Annotated in this window: 14 protein-coding genes and 1 tRNA gene; 10 read left to right on the forward strand and 5 right to left on the reverse strand. The window is 32.3% G+C overall.

Annotated elements, in window-relative coordinates; translation table 11 throughout:
- Window positions 1-126: 126 nt before the first annotated feature.
- The 3 genes from ABNT22_RS03010 to ABNT22_RS03020 form a co-directional block, all read right to left on the reverse strand.
- The gene (locus ABNT22_RS03010) at window positions 127-882 is read right to left on the reverse strand and encodes a hypothetical protein (RefSeq protein WP_348716372.1); all 756 of its coding nucleotides are present in this window, start codon (window positions 880-882) and stop codon (window positions 127-129) included.
- 382 nt (window positions 883-1264) lie between these two features.
- Window positions 1265-1338, reverse strand: a tRNA-Ile gene (locus tag ABNT22_RS03015).
- A 53-nt stretch (window positions 1339-1391) separates the two neighbouring features.
- Entirely contained in the window at window positions 1392-2363 is a 972-nt protein-coding gene (locus tag ABNT22_RS03020) for a polyprenyl synthetase family protein (RefSeq protein WP_348716431.1), read from the reverse strand.
- Window positions 2364-2489: 126 nt separating this feature from the next.
- Here ABNT22_RS03020 and ABNT22_RS03025 point away from each other — a divergent pair, with 126 nt between their 5' ends.
- The 4 genes from ABNT22_RS03025 to ABNT22_RS03040 are packed head-to-tail and all read left to right on the forward strand — an operon-like array spanning window position 2490 to window position 9111.
- A complete protein-coding gene (locus ABNT22_RS03025; protein WP_348716432.1) occupies window positions 2490-3095 on the forward strand; it encodes a TetR/AcrR family transcriptional regulator in 606 nt (201 codons plus the stop codon).
- A 12-nt stretch (window positions 3096-3107) separates the two neighbouring features.
- Window positions 3108-4430, forward strand: coding sequence for a TolC family protein (locus ABNT22_RS03030; protein ID WP_348716433.1), 1323 nt, complete (start codon window positions 3108-3110; stop codon window positions 4428-4430).
- A gap of 11 nt (window positions 4431-4441) precedes the next feature.
- On the forward strand, window positions 4442-5623 hold the full coding sequence (locus tag ABNT22_RS03035) for an efflux RND transporter periplasmic adaptor subunit (protein ID WP_348716434.1): 1182 nt from the start codon (window positions 4442-4444) through the stop codon (window positions 5621-5623).
- Window positions 5624-5646: 23 nt separating this feature from the next.
- Entirely contained in the window at window positions 5647-9111 is a 3465-nt protein-coding gene (locus ABNT22_RS03040) for an efflux RND transporter permease subunit (protein WP_348716436.1), read from the forward strand.
- Window positions 9112-9203: 92 nt separating this feature from the next.
- On the opposite strand, the gene ABNT22_RS03045 is transcribed toward ABNT22_RS03040, so the two are convergent.
- Complete coding sequence (locus tag ABNT22_RS03045; RefSeq protein WP_348716437.1) at window positions 9204-11534, reverse strand: TonB-dependent receptor domain-containing protein; 2331 nt, start codon at window positions 11532-11534, stop codon at window positions 9204-9206.
- Between the two features lie 210 nt (window positions 11535-11744).
- Here ABNT22_RS03045 and ABNT22_RS03050 point away from each other — a divergent pair, with 210 nt between their 5' ends.
- Genes ABNT22_RS03050 through ABNT22_RS03060 form a run of 3 tightly spaced genes read left to right on the forward strand, consistent with a single transcriptional unit; the run spans window position 11745 to window position 14028 of the window.
- Window positions 11745-12821 (forward strand): sensor histidine kinase, encoded by a 1077-nt coding sequence (locus ABNT22_RS03050; protein WP_348716439.1) that lies wholly within the window; start codon window positions 11745-11747, stop codon window positions 12819-12821.
- A gap of 2 nt (window positions 12822-12823) precedes the next feature.
- Window positions 12824-13540, forward strand: a complete 717-nt coding sequence (locus ABNT22_RS03055; RefSeq protein ID WP_348716441.1) for a LytTR family DNA-binding domain-containing protein — start codon at window positions 12824-12826, stop codon at window positions 13538-13540.
- Between the two features lie 17 nt (window positions 13541-13557).
- Entirely contained in the window at window positions 13558-14028 is a 471-nt protein-coding gene (locus ABNT22_RS03060; RefSeq protein ID WP_348716442.1) for a regulatory protein RecX, read from the forward strand.
- Here the strand turns inward: ABNT22_RS03060 and ABNT22_RS03065 are convergent.
- Window positions 14018-14539, reverse strand: coding sequence for a hypothetical protein (locus ABNT22_RS03065; protein ID WP_348716445.1), 522 nt, complete (start codon window positions 14537-14539; stop codon window positions 14018-14020). The two genes, ABNT22_RS03060 and ABNT22_RS03065, sit on opposite strands and share 11 nt — an antisense overlap.
- Before the next feature lie 181 nt (window positions 14540-14720).
- On the opposite strand from ABNT22_RS03065, the gene ABNT22_RS03070 reads away from it, so the two are divergent.
- From ABNT22_RS03070 to ABNT22_RS03080, 3 genes are all read left to right on the forward strand, one after another.
- Window positions 14721-15695 (forward strand): NAD-dependent epimerase/dehydratase family protein, encoded by a 975-nt coding sequence (locus tag ABNT22_RS03070; RefSeq protein ID WP_348716447.1) that lies wholly within the window; start codon window positions 14721-14723, stop codon window positions 15693-15695.
- A gap of 106 nt (window positions 15696-15801) precedes the next feature.
- The gene (locus ABNT22_RS03075) at window positions 15802-16395 is read left to right on the forward strand and encodes a thioredoxin family protein (protein WP_348716448.1); all 594 of its coding nucleotides are present in this window, start codon (window positions 15802-15804) and stop codon (window positions 16393-16395) included.
- A gap of 44 nt (window positions 16396-16439) precedes the next feature.
- The gene (locus tag ABNT22_RS03080; RefSeq protein WP_348716450.1) at window positions 16440-16925 is read left to right on the forward strand and encodes an ABC transporter ATPase; all 486 of its coding nucleotides are present in this window, start codon (window positions 16440-16442) and stop codon (window positions 16923-16925) included.
- Window positions 16926-16978 lie beyond the last annotated feature (53 nt).

The following is a 16978-nucleotide window of genomic DNA, read 5'->3' on the forward strand; positions in this document are numbered from 1 at the left end:
TATGATAAAAAACAAAGTATAAGCCAAGAGAGAAGTCTCTATCAGGAGAGGCTCATAAGTGTATAAATAAGATGTAAAAGAACGAGGCTTAATTCCTTAAGTAAAACATTATAAGTAAAACGTAAATTATTTTTCCTCTTCGTTTAGCTTTTTACCATACTCTTTGAGTCTATTACTTCCTGCTCCAAAATGTATTAATGCTCCAAAAAATAATATACATATTAAAAGGACTGAAGTAACAGGAGTAAACTCAAAATAATTATCTACACATATCCTATAAATTGAATAACCTAAAAAAATCAAAGGGAAAAAGACTAAGCAAATTACAGTTATAAATTTTAGTGGGAATTTAGTCCAACTTTTAATTTCATAATCTTTAAATTGATGTAAGACAATGTTGTCAAAAAAGAAATAAGGATTAATAATTTTCCTTGTATAGGAGTATTTGCCTAACTTAAAAAGATTCTTCGACACTTTTTCAAACAACGAGATTAAAAACTTATTGTTTGTGTAAATAGTGACATTCTTTAGAAAAAGAAATGTAAAGCAGACAGGAATAAAGCTAAGTAAAATGTTAGTGTCACTAATTTTTATAAATAATACTTCTATTTCTGAGTCAACTTTCTTGTTGTCAATTAAAAAATAGATTACAAAACATATAAGCATCCCAAATGAATTTTTAACCATTCTGCTATTGTTGTCTTTTATATTTTGTGCTATGTAATTAAAGTAATTTAAACTTATTCCTTCACTTTCAATGTTTTCGTCTTTAGTGTGATTAGTATATATCTCGTCTATTTCTTTATTTAAACTTTTAAAAATATTATCTATTTCACTCTTAGTCTCATTAAAACTACCTTGTAAAAAATCTTTTTCTTTCATTTCTTATTTTTTACTTCAAATATAACATCTTCGAATAATTAAACTATTATATACAAAACGTAAATTATTATGAAATTAGAGTTTGTAAAAAGACCGAGATAGTACCTACAATAAATGTACCCCTTCATTTTATTTTTTTTTAGCGTACCCCTATGTAATAATTGCAATACGTAAAAGTTAGCGATAAAATATTTTCTTATCAATAAAAAATAATATTATTTAGGAAAATGTAGCTTGTAGAAAGTGTTTTGACGGTAGTCAAAGGGGGTATTATATAGGGTAAATAAAAATTTTAACCTTAAAAGTTGTCTCTTATGTTGTCGCTGCTGAAAACAAAAAACCTGCAACTATTTCGTAATGAATGTGTTACAGGTTTTAAGTGTGGTCCCACATGGGCTCGAACCATGGACCCCCTGATTATGAGTCAGGTGCTCTAACCAACTGAGCTATAGGACCCGTTTTATTGGGTGTGCAAAAATAAAAACTTTTATTGAAATAAAAACAATTTTTTACACTTTTCTATTCATTAAATTTTCCCCAAACATACGCAACCCAAGCTTGGCTTTCTCAGAGATGTTTAGCATGCTTAAACTCTCAAAAGACTTATTGGTGTAGTACTCAATAAGTTGTTGTGTGTGTTGGGTAATATTGTTGTTGTTAAATATAGCCGTTACCGCTGCTACTTTAGCACCGTTGTCTTGTTCTTCAGAATTATAAAGTTTTACTAAAGTATTTTTGTCTTCTTCAGAAGCAACTTCTAAAGCCTTTAAATACAAATAGGTTTTCTTATTTTCAATAATATCTCCACCTACCTGTTTTCCAAAAGTTTTAGGATCTCCATAGGTGTCTAAATAATCGTCTTGTAATTGAAAAGCGATTCCTAAGTTTAATCCGTAGTTGTATAAATGATTGGCTTGTTCTTCATCTGCTTCAGAAATAATAGCGCCCATTTTTAAAGCTGCTGCTACTAAAACCGATGTTTTTAAACGAATCATTTCAATGTATTCCTCAATAGAAACATCATTTCTTGTTTCGAAATCAATATCCAATTGTTGTCCGTCGCAAACTTCTAAAGCGGTTTTACTAAATAGCTTTGCTAGTTTTTGAAAGATATGAGGTGGATAATTCTCAAAATACTGATATGCTAAAATCAACATCGCATCTCCAGAAAGAATCCCTGTGTTTAAATTCCACTTTTCATGAACAGTTGCTTTACCTCTTCGTAAAGGAGCGTCGTCCATAATATCATCATGTACTAAGGTAAAGTTATGAAATACTTCTACCGCCAATGCTGTTGGCAAGGCTTTGGTATAGTCACCTGAAAAGATATCTGCAGCAATTAACGTTAAGATAGGTCGAATTCTTTTACCTCCTAACTGTAGAATATAGTCTATAGGTTGATATAAGTTTTGAGGCTCTCTAACTATTTTTTGAGATTCTAAATAATTTAAAAAATCGTTTTGATATTGTAATAAGTCCAAATCTGAAATTTTTGGTAAAAATAATGTAAAGAAATATGCTGTGTAAACTTAAATGTTAAAAAATGTTTAAAACTTTGGAAACTTTTTTTGTTTCTAAAGTTTCCTGCCATATCTTTGCCCTCGATTATGAAGGATAAAATTTTAGAAAAGGCAGGAGCAATGTTTTTGAGCTATGGGTTCAAAAGCGTAACGATGGATGATATAGCTAGTGAGTTGGCCATATCAAAAAAGACACTTTATAAGTATTTTTCAAACAAGAACGATTTGGTAGATGCTTCTATAGAAGCGGTTCAGAAAGCAATTGACGATGCAATTATGTTTATTAAAGAACAAGATTACAATGCAATTGAAGAAGAATTTGCGGTAAAGAAGATCTTTAAAGAGATGTTTAAAAATGCTAAAACTTCACCAATGTTTCAGTTGAAAAAGTATTACCCAGAATCGTATACGAATTTAATCGATAGAGAGATTTGTATGTTTCGAGACTGTAATACCGATAACCTAGAAAAGGGAATTGAGCAAGGGTTGTACCGTCCAGAAATTAAAAGAGAGTTGGTAACCAACTTTTATTTCACATTAATATTCGGAATTTTTGATAGCGATTATTATGGTGAACGAATGGATGAACTCATGAAGGTTGAATATGAGGTGTTAGAGTATCATATACGAGCTATTGCCACTAAAAAAGGTCTTGAAATTTTAGAAAACGAATTATTAAACAACGCTATTTAACTATAATAATTAATGAAAAGAGGATTTATAATTCTTAACCTTCTCTTTGTGGTGACAATTGGGGTGGCACAACAAAAAGAAATGAGCTTATCAATGAAAGAGGCTATTGATTTTGCTATTAAAAATAACTACAATAATAAAGTTGCTTTGAATGATATTGAAGCAGCGAAAAAAAGAAAATGGGAAACTACAGCAACAGGGTTACCTCAAATTAACGGAGTTGTAAATTACCAAAACAATTTAAAACAACAATTTCCAGGGGTTGACTTTAACAACGATGGTACCATTGATTTTGGAGCAAAGCACAATATTACAGGTACAGTTACTTTAAGTCAGTTATTGTTTGATGGATCTTATTTAGTAGGATTACAAGCAGCAAGAACCTATTTGAAAATTTCAGAACAAGCAAAAGAGAAAACCGAATTAGCAACAAGAGAAGCTATTATCAATGCATACGGAAATGTATTGGTTGCTGAAGAGCGTATTGAAATACTAAAAGAAAACAAGAAAACTGTAGACCGTCAGTTAAAAGGTGCGGTAGAAGGATTTAAAGAAGGATTAACCGAAGAAGAAACGGTAGAGCAGTTTGAGATTACGCAAGGAAATATTATCAGTCAGCAAAGAAATGCTGATAGAAACAGAGAAATTGCGTATCAAATGTTAAACTTAGCTTTAGGAAATCCAATTGATACCAAGCTTACCTTAACAGATGGTTTAGATGATTTAGTATTGAATAATACCGATTTAAACTTATTAGGAGAGTCATTTGATTTAGACAATCATATTGATTTTAGAATTGCACAAAACGATAGAGAAAGTAAGCGTTTATTAATGAGGTTAGAAAAAAGTAAAGCTTTACCAAGCATCAATGCTTTTGTAAACTACTCAAGATTAGCCAACGCAAATAGTTTTGATTTCTTTAACTCATCGCAAGAATGGATTTCAACTTCTGTGTTCGGAGTAGGAATAAATGTACCAATTTTTAGCAGTTTAGGAAGAAGCGCAAAAACAGCGCAAGCAAGAATTGCTTTAGAAAGTGCAGACATCCGTTTATCTGAAACTAAACAACGCTTAAACTTAGAAGCACAACAAGCAAAAAGCAATTACCAATTAAGTATTGAAAATTACGAAACAGCTAAGAGAAACTTGGCATTAGCAACTCGTATTGAACGTAAGCAAAAGGTAAAGTTCGACGAAGGGGTTACTACAAGTATCGATTTATTAGCTGCTCGTAACCAGTTGTACGGACAACAAAACAGCTATTTACAATCAATATTAAACATCATAGCCAATAAGGCAAAATTAGACAACGCATTAAATACACCAATAAAATAAAATCAACTATAATGAGAAAAATATATTCAATAGTATTACTATCTGTACTTTTAGCTTCATGTGGAGGTAACAAAGAACAGTCTGTACAAGAAGTAATTGCTACCAATGATTTAGCTCAAATAAGAACAAAGAAAGCAGAGTTAGATACAAAACAGCAAGAATTAGCTGCAGAAATCAAACAATTAAACGATAAGATTTCTGAATTAGATACTAATAAAAAGATTCCATTAATTACCGTATTTTCTGCTAAAACAGCAGATTTTGTACACTACTTAGAATTACAAGGAGATGTACAAACAAAACAAAATGTTTTGATTTACCCAGAAATGGCTGGGCAGTTAGTAAGCATCTATGTAAAAGAAGGGCAAAAGGTTGTAAAAGGACAAACCTTAGCTAAGATTGATGATGGAGGTTTAGGAAACCAGTTAGCACAAGTAGAAGCACAAGCGGCTTTAGCAAAAACTACTTATGAGCGTCAAAAGAGATTGTGGGAGCAAAGAATTGGATCTGAGATTCAATACTTACAAGCAAAAACATCGTATGAAGCACAAAAGAATGCGGTAGATCAATTAAAAAGACAATTAGGAAAGTCTGTAATTAGAGCACCATTTACTGGAGTAATTGATGATGTAATTAAAGAACAAGGAACGGTAGTAGCACCAGGAATGGGAGCAGAAGTTTTTAGAATTGTAAACTTAGGAGATATGTACATCGAAACAGATGTTCCTGAAAGTTATATTACGTCTATTAAAAAAGGAAAAAGTGTAGAGGTGGAGTTTCCAATCTTAGGAAAATCATTACAATCTACAGTGCGTCAAGCAGGAAACTTTATCAATCCAGCAAACAGAACTTTTAAAGTAGAAATTGGAGTTCCTAATAAAGATAGAACAATCAAACCAAACTTAACAGCGAAGTTGAAAATCAATGATTATACAAATCCAAAGGCAATTTTAATTCCACAGAGTATTATTTCTGAAAATGCAAAAGGAGAGCAGTATATCTATGTAGTAAAAGATGTAAAAGATCAAAAAGGAGTTGCTAAGCAAGCAATTATTACTACTGGAAAAACGCAAGGAGATGTTATTGAGGTTTTATCTGGAGTAGAAAACGGAGCTCAGATTGTAGAAGAAGGAGCTCGTAGTGTAAAAGATGGGCAAGAGGTGAAGATCTTAGCAGTTTCTCAAGCAAAATAATCAACTAAAGACTACACGTTAAAATGACTGAAAAACAAAAAAAACAAGTCGATAAAGAGTTCGGTTTATCCTCTTGGGCAATTAATAATAAGACTACCATTTATGTAATGATGGTGATGATACTTATTATGGGTATTTCTGCCTTCTTAAGTATGCCAAGAGAGAACTTCCCAGAGATTAGAGAAACTAAGATTTATATTAGTTCTGTATATCCAGGAAACACTGCCGAAGACATAGAAAAATTAATTACTGATCCGTTAGAAGACAAATTAAAAACGGTAAGTAATGTGGTAGAGATTACTTCTACATCGCAAGAAGATTACTCAATGGTAGTGGTAGAGTTTGATGAAAATATTACCGTAGACCAAGCAAAGCAAAAGGTAAAAGACGAGATAGATCAAGAAACATCTGGTGAAGATTGGCCAACCTTTAACGGAGCTAAAGTAGAACCAAATGTGTTTGAATTGAGTATGTCTGAAGAAATGCCAATCTTAAATATCAACATCTCTGGAGATTATCCGGTAGATAAGTTAAAAGAGTTTGGGGAGTATTTAGAAGATGAGATTGAAGATTTACCAGAGATTAAGAAAGTAGATATCCGTGGAGCAGAGGAGAAGGAAGTAGAGATTGCGGTAGATATTTATAAAATGATGGCTGCTCAGGTGAGTTTCCAAGATATTATCAACTCGGTAAATGGAGGGAACTTAACCATGTCTGCTGGTAATTTAATTGCAAGTGGACAACGTAGAACCATTCGAATCTTAGGAGAAATAGAAGATCCACAAGAGTTACAAAACTTTGTAGTAAAATCTGAAAAAGGAAACTCTATTTACTTAAAAGATATTGCAAGTGTTTCTTTTAAAGATAAAGACAAAACTACCTATGCACGTGAGTTCGGAGAAGCGGTAGTAATGCTTGATGTAAAGAAGCGTTCTGGTAAAAACATGGTAGAAGCAGCAGAGAAGATTCAAGTAATTGTAAAGGATGCTAGAGAAAATGTTTTTCCAAGTAACTTAAAAGTTACGATTGCAAACGATCAATCATCAAAAACAATTGGTCAGGTAGATGACTTAGTAAACAACATTATTTTCGGGGTAATCTTAGTAGTATTAGTACTAATGTTTTTCCTTGGATTTAAAAATGCATTGTTCGTAGGATTTGCAATTCCAATGTCGATGTTCATGTCCTTAATGATTTTAAGTTGGTTAGGATATACCATGAACACCATGATTCTTTTCGGATTAATTATGGGGCTTGGAATGTTAGTAGATAATGGTATTGTGGTTGTAGAAAACGTATACCGTTTAATGGATGAAGGAATGCCAAGAATTGAAGCGGCTAAAAAAGGTATTGGAGAAATTGCATTTCCAATTATCATTTCTACAGCAACAACGGTAGCGGCATTTATTCCATTAGGAATGTGGCCTGGAGTAATGGGACAGTTTATGATTTACTTCCCAGTAACCTTATCAGTAGTATTAGGATCGTCTTTATTTGTAGCTATTTTCTTTAACTCTGTAATGGTATCTCAGTTTATGAGTGTAGAAGATAAAAACATGCCGTTAAAGAGAATTATTACCTTATCGGCTATCATGGGAGTGATTGGGTTACTGATTATCATTTTTGGTGGAGCGTATAGAGCTTTAGGATCAATCATGGTATTTACAGCAATTATGTTATGGGTATATCGAATGGCTTTAAGACCATGGGCAAATGCATTTCAAAACAATGTGTTGCCACGTTGGGAACGTTTTTATGAAAGAGCGTTACGAGCTGCTTTAAAAGGATGGAGGCCGTATGTAATTACTCTAGGAACATTTCTTTTATTATTCTTTGCTTTTGGAGGGTTTGGAGCTTCAGTTCAAAGCCAGAGAACAAAGGTAGAATTCTTCCCAGATAATACGCCAAATCAGATTATTGTTTATATCGAATATCCGCAAGGAACTGATATTGAGAAAACAAATCTGATTATGAAAGATTTGGAAGAACGTGTATACAACGTGTTGAATTCACCTGAATATATGCACGGTGATCATAATTTCTTAGTAGAAAGTGCAGTTTCTCAGGTTGGAGCAGGATCTGGAAATCCACAAACAGATGGTGGATCTACTGCAGAAATGCCACACAGAGGAAAGATTACCGCTTCTATGCGTGAGTATAAATACCGTGAAGGAGCAGATAGTAAGGAGTTACAAAAGAAAGTAACAGAGGCCTTAAAAGGAATTTATCCAGGATTGGCAATTTCTGTAGAAAAAGAAGCTGTTGGTCCACCAGCAGGATATCCTATTAATATTGAGTTAGAAGGAAAGGACTACGGAGAATTGATCAATACGGCAGAAAAAATGCGTGATTTTATCAATTCGAAAAGTATAGCTGGTATTGATGAGTTAAAGATTGATGTAAACAAATCTAAACCATCGATGTTGGTAAATGTAGACCGTAAAAAGGCTGGAGAATTAGGCGTAAATTCTTCTCAAGTAGGAAGTCAATTGCGTAATGCGATTTTCGGATCGAAAGCAGGTATTTATAAAGAAGACGGTGAAGATTATGATATCTATGTGCGTTTTAACAAGGATAACAGGTATAATAAGAGTGCTATTTTCAATCAGAAAATAACCTTTAGAGATATGGCTTCTGGTCAAATCAAGGAGATTCCAGTATCGGCTATTGCGAAACAAACCAATACCTCAGGATATAGCGCAATTAAACATAAAGATGTTAAGCGTGTGGTAACCGTGTATTCGGCATTGGCACCTGGGTATACAGATGCAGCAGCAATTGTAGCGCAGATTGAAAATGAAATGAAAACGTTTACGGAGCAACCAGATACTGTAAAGATTAATTATACTGGACAGATTGAAGAACAAAACAAGCAAATGGCATTCTTAATGGGAGCGTTCTTTTCTGGACTTGGTTTGATTTTCTTAATCTTAATTTTCCAGTTCAACTCTGTTTCGAAGCCTGGAATTATCATGTTAGCGATTTTCTTAAGTTTAATTGGAGTGTTTGGAGGATTGATTATAACTGCAAAACCATTCGTAATTATGATGACCATGATGGGTATTATCTCGTTGGCGGGTATTGTAGTAAACAATGGGGTAGTCCTCTTAGATTATACCCAGTTATTAATTGATAGAAAGAAAGTTGAAAATGGTATTGCTGAAGATGATTATGTAGATGTAAATACCTTAGGAGAAGCAATCATTAGAGGAGGTAAAGCTCGTTTACGTCCGGTATTATTAACGGCAATTACGACCATCTTAGGATTAATTCCGTTAGCAACTGGATTCAATATTAACTTCTATACATTATTCAGTGAATTTAATCCACATATTTATATGGGAGGTGATAACGTAATTTTCTGGGGTCCATTAGCATGGACAGTAATTTACGGATTATTCATAGCTACCTTCTTAACGTTAATTGTGGTTCCAATATTATTCTACCTAATAACACGTTTTAAAATGTGGTTGCGCAGAGTTATGTAAAAACATATTTGTTAACTAAAAAAAGGGTTGAAAGTCATCGTGCTTTCAGCCCTTTTTATTTTAATAAAGTTAGTTAATTTTTGAGATTCTTATTAATCAGGTAAACGATCACGATCTCTTTTGGTTCTGTTAAATCGATAAATAAATGTCAATGATGAAAAGCGTCCGATAGGTCTTTCATAACGATAGGCGGTATAATCACTTCCAGTAATTAATTGTTTACGTACACGAGAATCAAAGATGTTGTTCATGTTTAAGGTTAAAGTTGCTTTATCATTCCAAAAATCCTTACTAATACCAATATTCGCTTGGTATTGAGCATCTGTAAATATTTGTCCGCTTTCCCTTTCTCCCTGGTAATTAAAACTTGTTTGAATGGTTAGTTTTGAAAACCTCATTCGAGAGTTTACACGAGTTGACCAATTGTTATCATCTACCATGTATATGCCTCGCTGTGTAAATGAAAAATAGTTAAATTCACTTGAGAGTCTCCACCATTTGTACGGAGAGAAACGTACTGCTAGTTCAGCTCCGAATCTTTTTTCAGTTCCTGAATTGATGGGTTTTGAAACTAGGGCACCAAAAGAATTTGCTGTAACCAAGGTTTCAAATACATTGGTAGTTCGTTGAAAGTACACAGAAGGATTCACCGTAAACTTACTCCATCTTTTTAGAAAACCTAGTTCAAAAGAATTGGTATACATCGGGTCTAAATCTGGATTCCCAACTCGAATATTCCTACGGTCAGAAATTCCACCAAACGGATTCAAATGCCAGAAACTCGGACGACGAATTCTTCTACTATAACTCAATTGTAAGTTAGTACCTTGACTAAAATTATACGTCAAATGCGCTGTTGGAAATAAATCGGTATAGCTCTTGTCAGTTCTAAATTGATCCTTTCTATCAGTACTTCCAGTGTTGGCATGTTCAGCACGTAATCCTAATAAATATTGTAGTTTGTTTTTTCTATTTCCATATTGAACATAGGCTCCGTAAATACGTTCTTGATATCGTAATAAGTTATCTAAACTGTCCACTAAAACAGTATTGTCCCAAACCTTATAATCGCTATCAATATTTCTGATTTCTCCTTTAATACCCATTTCTACATGAGATTTTTCACTAATAGGGAGTTTAAAGTCTGATTGAAATAAGAAGTCTTTACTACTTTCAATGTCTCTACTTTTTAAAGTATTGGTTGTTGGGTTTACAGGAAATACTTGTTGCTCTTTTACCATTTCATTTTCGTCATCATTCCAGAAATCGTATTGAAGATTTAGCGTAAACTTTTGGCCTTTTTTATCGAAGGTTTTTACATAGTTAAACTCAATTTGATTTGCTTTTTGAGGTTCTCTATAAAACTCTTGCGTAGCAAGTTTACTATCGGTTTGTTGTGCGCTGTTTAAAAAATCAAACTCATATGAAACACTGTTCTTACTTAAGTTGTTTCTATGATAATAACTTAAGGTAATGGTGTTTTGATCGTTGATATAATAATCGCTTCCAAAATAAATATTAAAAGTACTTCTGCTACGAGTGCTTTCAGTTGTTCTGTTTGAAAAAGAAATAGGTGTATTGGTATTATCGAAGTTTGTTCTATTTAAAAAACCACTTCCATCAAATTTCATATAGCGATATCCAAGGTTAGAAAATAAATTGAATTTTTCCTTTTTGTAGTTTACGTTATAGTTAATACTATGATTGTCAGGAATACCTGCCGTTAACTGTAAAGAACTACCAAAGCGCCCTTTTTTATTCTTTTTAAGAATGATATTGATAATTCCAGCAGTTCCTTCTGCATCGTATTTTGCAGATGGATTAGTAATTACTTCGACCTTTTCAATATTTTCTGAAGGAATAGATTCTAATCCGTTGTTCGCAGTTAAAACAGAAGGTCTACCATTAATTAAGATACGCACGTTAGGATTCCCTCTCAAGCTAATTCCTCCTTCAATATCAACATTTACAGAAGGAACATTGTTTAAAATATCATTAACAGATCCTCCTTTAGAAATGAGATCTTTTCCAACATTAAAAACACGTTTGTCTAATTTGTATTCTGTGGTAGATTTTTCTGCAGTTATTTCGATTTCATCCAGTTTTTCAGCATCTTCTTCTAAGAAGAAGGTAGGAATTGTTTGGTTTTTACCTAATGAGATATTTTGAATAGACTTGTTTTTAAAGCCAATGAATTCAACTTTAACATTATAGGTTCCTTTTTTTACTTTTATAGTATATTGTCCGTTTTGATCAGTGGTTTCTCCAGCAATGATTTGTTGGGTTGTTGGGTTTGTTAAAATAACAGTCGCAAATTCTAAGGGTTGATTAGAATTTTGTTCAAGTACCTTTCCTTTTACGGTTATTTGAGCTGTTAAGACTACAGAGCTCAATAAAATGAGCATGCAGATTAAATTTTTCATTTCGTTTAATTTGAGTTATGCCACAAATGTGAAGCATTCTGTCAAGCGCTATTCTATTAGTAGATGAATACCCAGAGAAAGTCGACGATCTACGTTGTTTTTTGATGTTGATTAGTTTTAGGAGTCAAAAAGAGATGTTTAGGAGGTAAAAGCTAAGTTTCGTCTACTCATTGTAGATTTTGAGGGAATAGCGTTTATTTTTGTGGTGATATGGATGCACTACAAAAATTTTCTGAATACATTAGAAAGAACCAATATGCTCGTCATGTATTATTTTGGTTTATACTTTTTAGTTTAGATCTGCTAAGAGATATTATTATTAATGATAAGAATCAACATTTTACTATTGTTGAAGCCTTGATATTTAATGGTATAAGTTTTATAACTCAAATAATAGCGGCCTATTTTGTTGCTTATGTTTGGATACCAAAATTTATAAAAGCTAAAAAATATCTGCTTTCTATAATAGTGTTTTTAGGAGCGTTCTATCTGTTTGGAGTATTGAGTAGAGTTTTGGTAGTTCATGTGGCGGAGCCTTTGGTGAGAATACCTCCATTTGAACAAGAATCTATTCAAGAAATTTTCTCCGATTATAGATGGTTGCTAGCTAAATATATTCCTACCATTTTACTAAATGTTTTAGTGTTTGTTGCGGTGAAGTATTATTTTGAAGATTCAAGAGAAAAATCAAAAAAACTAACGCTAGCAAAAGAAAAGTCAGAAATAGAATTAAAAACATTAAAAGGACAATTGAATCCACACTTTTTATTCAATACCTTGAATAATATTTATTCACTTTCTGTTATTAATTCACCTAAAACTTCTACATCTATTAGTAAGCTTTCAGAGATTTTAGATCATGTTTTATATCGATGTAATGGGAAGTATGTATTGTTATCAAGTGAAATAGAGTTGTTAAAGAATTTTATAGAGCTAGAAAAGTTACGATACGATGAGCGATTGAAAGTTACATTTACAGAAGATATAGAAAATGATACAGAGATACCGCCATTGATTTTGTTGTCTTTAGTAGAGAACGCCTTTAAGCATGGAGCAGGAGAAGATAGTGGTTCTCCAGAAATCCATATTCATGTATCCAATAAAGATGCTAAATTTGTTTTTAAAATAAACAATACGATTTCTAAAGATTATCAATCAAATAATAAGGGAAATCTAGGCTTGTTAAATGTGAAAAAACAACTAGATTTGATTTATAATGATGCATATGAATTGACTATTGGAGGAACAGAAAGTACATTTGAAGTAACATTAATGGTGAATCAGTAAGTATGAATAAGAAAGTAAAATGTTTGTTGGTAGATGATGAACCATTGGCAATTAAATTGCTAGAGAAACACATTGCAAAAATTGAAAGCTTAGAAGTAGTAGCGACTTGCAATAATGCCATTAAAGCTTTTGAAATTCTAAATACACAGCAGGTAGATTTATTGTTTTTAGATATCAAAATGCCCAATTTAACAGGGATTGATTTTTTAAAAACATTGAAGAATCCACCCAAAACTATTTTTACAACAGCTTATAGAGATTACGCTATTGAGAGTTACGATTTGGGGGTGATTGACTATTTACTAAAGCCAATTACTTTTGAGCGTTTCTTTAAATCGGTTGACCGTTTTTTAAAGGATACCAATAAATCTGTTGAGGTAAGCTCTAAAAAAGATACTACTGAAGATTTTATGTTGATTAAGTCAGGAAATAAATTCCATAAAGTAGTGGTGGAAGATATTTTATTTATTGAAAGCTTAAAAGATTATATTAAAATTCATACGGTGAATAATAAAAGAATTGTTTCTAAGTATCGTATTAGCGAAATTGAAGAAGAATTAAAAGAGAAAAACTTTCTAAGAGTACATCGTTCGTATATTATTAATATAGATAAAATATCAGCCTTTACAGTAAACGATATTGAAGTAGATTCTACAGAAATTCCTATTGGAGCTAGTTATAAAGAAAAGGTAGTTTCTTTTCTAAATAACTGGAAGTAGCATTGTATTTTTGCTTTATGAAGAAGCAAGTAACATCGATTGAAGAAGTAAAGAGGAAACTAGAACACTTTTGTGTATATCAAGATCGATGTCATAAAGAAGTTGAAAAAAAATTAGCAGAATATCACTTAATTCCAGAAACCAAAGAGGTTATTTTACTACATTTATTTGAACACGATTTTTTAAACGAGGAACGATTTGCCAAGAGTTTTGCTAGAGGAAAGTTTCGAATTAAAAAATGGGGAAAACAACGTATTACAAGAGAATTAAAGTTAAGGGATATTTCTACCTATAACATTAAAACAGCGTTAAAAGAAATTGAAGAAGAAGATTATATAGCTTCTTTGTACGAGTTAATTGAAAAAAAGAACCAACAAGTTACTGAGGAAAACCTTTTTAAAAGAAAGAAAAAGGTAATTGATTTTTTACGCTATAGAGGTTATGAAACAGAGTTGGTGTTTAAAGCAGTAAATGAGGTTATTGCTTAAACAAGCTGTCTAGATTTATTTCTGCATCAAACTGCTTTTTCAAATAAATATTATTCAGCTTTGCATTCACACTTCCAAACAAGGTCAGTGTTTTCTCAATTTGAGCAGATACTTCATTCGCTTTGATGGCAGAAATATAGGTCATGTCTGCTAAACGTAAAACTTCATTTTCAAATACATTGATACGTGCTCTAAAAGCAGGAATCTTCATAATGTCAATATCTGAACTGTCTTTTAGTTGTTTTGTAAGTCGCTTTAATTCTAATGCATTGTTTAAAGCTTCGGTAGCAGAAACACTTTTAAACTCCCCTAAAAACTCTTTTAGTTCGTGATATTCATTCCAGTCTTTAAGTTTTTTAGTCGCTCTATCATCTAAGTCGGTATAATCAGCATAGGTTTTAACTGAGGTCATGTTTGTTTTGTTAACAACTTTCGACTTGTCTTCTTGTTTTTTAGCAGTACAACTAATACCGATTACAAATAATAATAAAATACCAATTCGATGAAACATACCCGTTTAATTATGGGGTAAAATTACATTTTTAATTGCGTATTTTTTAAATAAAAAAGTTAAACCTTTATTTTCAGTGGGTTAATTCGCTGTTTTTGATTGAAGTTAAATTTTAATAAAACATTTTTGCGAAAAATGAAATTTAGTAACTTTGAACTCTGTATTTTTTGAATTTTTAAAAATGAGTGACACGATATTAATTATTGGTGCTTGCGGGCAAATAGGAACGGAATTAACCCAGAAGTTAAGAACTATTTATGGAGGAACAAATGTAATTGCTTCCGATATAAGGGAAGGGAATGAAGAAATGATGCAAGAAGGTCCGTTTGAAATATTAGACGCAACAAGTCAAGAAGATATTTTAAAAGTAGTTCAAAAGTATAAAGTAAACCAAGTGTATTTAATGGCGGCAATGTTATCGGCAACAGCTGAGAAGTATCCGCAAAAAGCTTGGGACTTAAACATGACTTCATTACTTGCAGTTTTAGAATTGGCAAGAGAAAAACATATTGAAAAGATTTATTGGCCAAGTTCTATGGCAGCTTTCGGACCAACATCTCCAAAAATAAATACACCACAACAAACAGTTATGGAACCTTCTACAGTGTACGGAATAAGTAAGATTGCAGGAGAGCATTGGTGTAATTATTACCATGCAAAGTATGGTGTAGATGTTCGTAGTATACGTTATCCAGGTATTATTAGTTGGAAAACCTTACCTGGAGGAGGAACTACCGATTATGCTGTAGATATTTATATAGATGCATTAAAAAAAGGTACTTATGAGTGCTTTTTAAGTGCTAATACACGTTTGCCAATGATGTATATGAATGATGCTGTAAATGCTACCATTCAATTAATGCAAGCACCAGAAGAATGCATTAAAGTAAGAACTTCTTATAATCTTGCAGCAATTAGTTTTACACCAGCTGAAATAACTACTGAAATTCAAAAACACCTACCAGATTTCAAAATCACCTATAATCCAGATTTTAGACAAGCCATTGCAGATAGCTGGCCACAGATAATAGATGACACGAATGCAAGAGACGATTGGAATTGGAGACATGAATTTGATTTAACATCAATGACCCATGAAATGCTAACCAATTTGAAAGTAAAATTGGGAGGTGAGTTGGATGTGAAAGCTTTGTAATTTTTTACGACTACATATGCACGGAAGTCAAAAATATGTGTAACCTTAGTTACTGTATAATACAAGACTTGAGTGTAAATTTGTAATATAAATTATAGGTAGCGTTATGAAAGAAATTATAACAGAAGCTTTAGCAAAATCAATCAATTATTCAGACTATAGAAAACTAGTAAGTGATCTTTTAGAAGAAGGAAAATCTACTGGTCCAAATCAATCGGAAGCCTTGTTAAATTATAGTAAGTTAAACGATAAACGAATGAAGCGTTTAGATAAAACCGTTAAACTTACTGAATCAACTAAAGAAATAGCAGCTTCTTTAGAGATACCACAAACCTGGTTGGTACTTACAGAGGGATGGTGTGGTGATGCAGCTCAGAATATTCCTGTTTTAAATAAAATAGCAGAAGAAAATAAGAACATTTCATTACAATTGGTATTAAGAGATGAACATCCTGAATTAATGGATGCATTTTTAACCAATGGAGGAAAAGCGATTCCTAAAATGATTGTATTAGATGCATCTAAAAATGTAATTGATACTTGGGGACCAAGACCTAGTACTGCAACTCAAATGGTGTTAGATTACAAAAAAGAACATGGAGGTTTAGATGCCGAGTTTAAAAAAGACCTACAAGTTTGGTATAACAAAAACAAAGGAGAGAATGTGCAAGAAGATGTTGTTGAAATACTTAAAAAGTAGCATAAATTAGCAACTACTTCAAACACAAGGTATATATTTGCCAAATGTTTACCGATTTTGAAAACTTATCGCCTGAAGCAAAGGTTTGGGTGTACCCATCGAGCAGAAAATTTTATCCACAAGAAATAGAAGGATTGAAAGAAAAGTTACATCAGTTTGTAGCTGAGTGGAAATCTGATACTGATACTGAAGAAGTGTTAGCTTCTTATACGCTGTTATACAATAGATTCGTGGTGTTTTCGATTGAAGATAATACGGTTGTTACCAATCAAGATATTGATAAACAAGTGGCTTTTGTATTGCAATTACAACAAGAATACGAAATAGAGTTGCTCGATAAAATGAATGTATGCTTTAAGCAAGGAGAGCATGTTCAGTATAAGGAATTAAAGGAGTTTAAGAAATTACTTAAGAATAAATCGGTTTCAACAAAAACGGTTGTTTTTGATAACTTAATTCAAACAAAAGAAGAATTAGAACATTATTGGGAAGTGCCCATTACAGAAAGTTGGTACAACAGGTTTTTGTAAAATAGGAAAAACACCTTTTATTTAAGAGGTTGTCACTTAGGTGTTTAGGTTTT

The sequence above is a fragment of the Tenacibaculum sp. 190130A14a genome, from assembly GCF_964048965.1.
In the GTDB taxonomy this organism is placed as follows: Bacteria; Bacteroidota; Bacteroidia; order Flavobacteriales; family Flavobacteriaceae; genus Polaribacter; species Polaribacter polynesiense.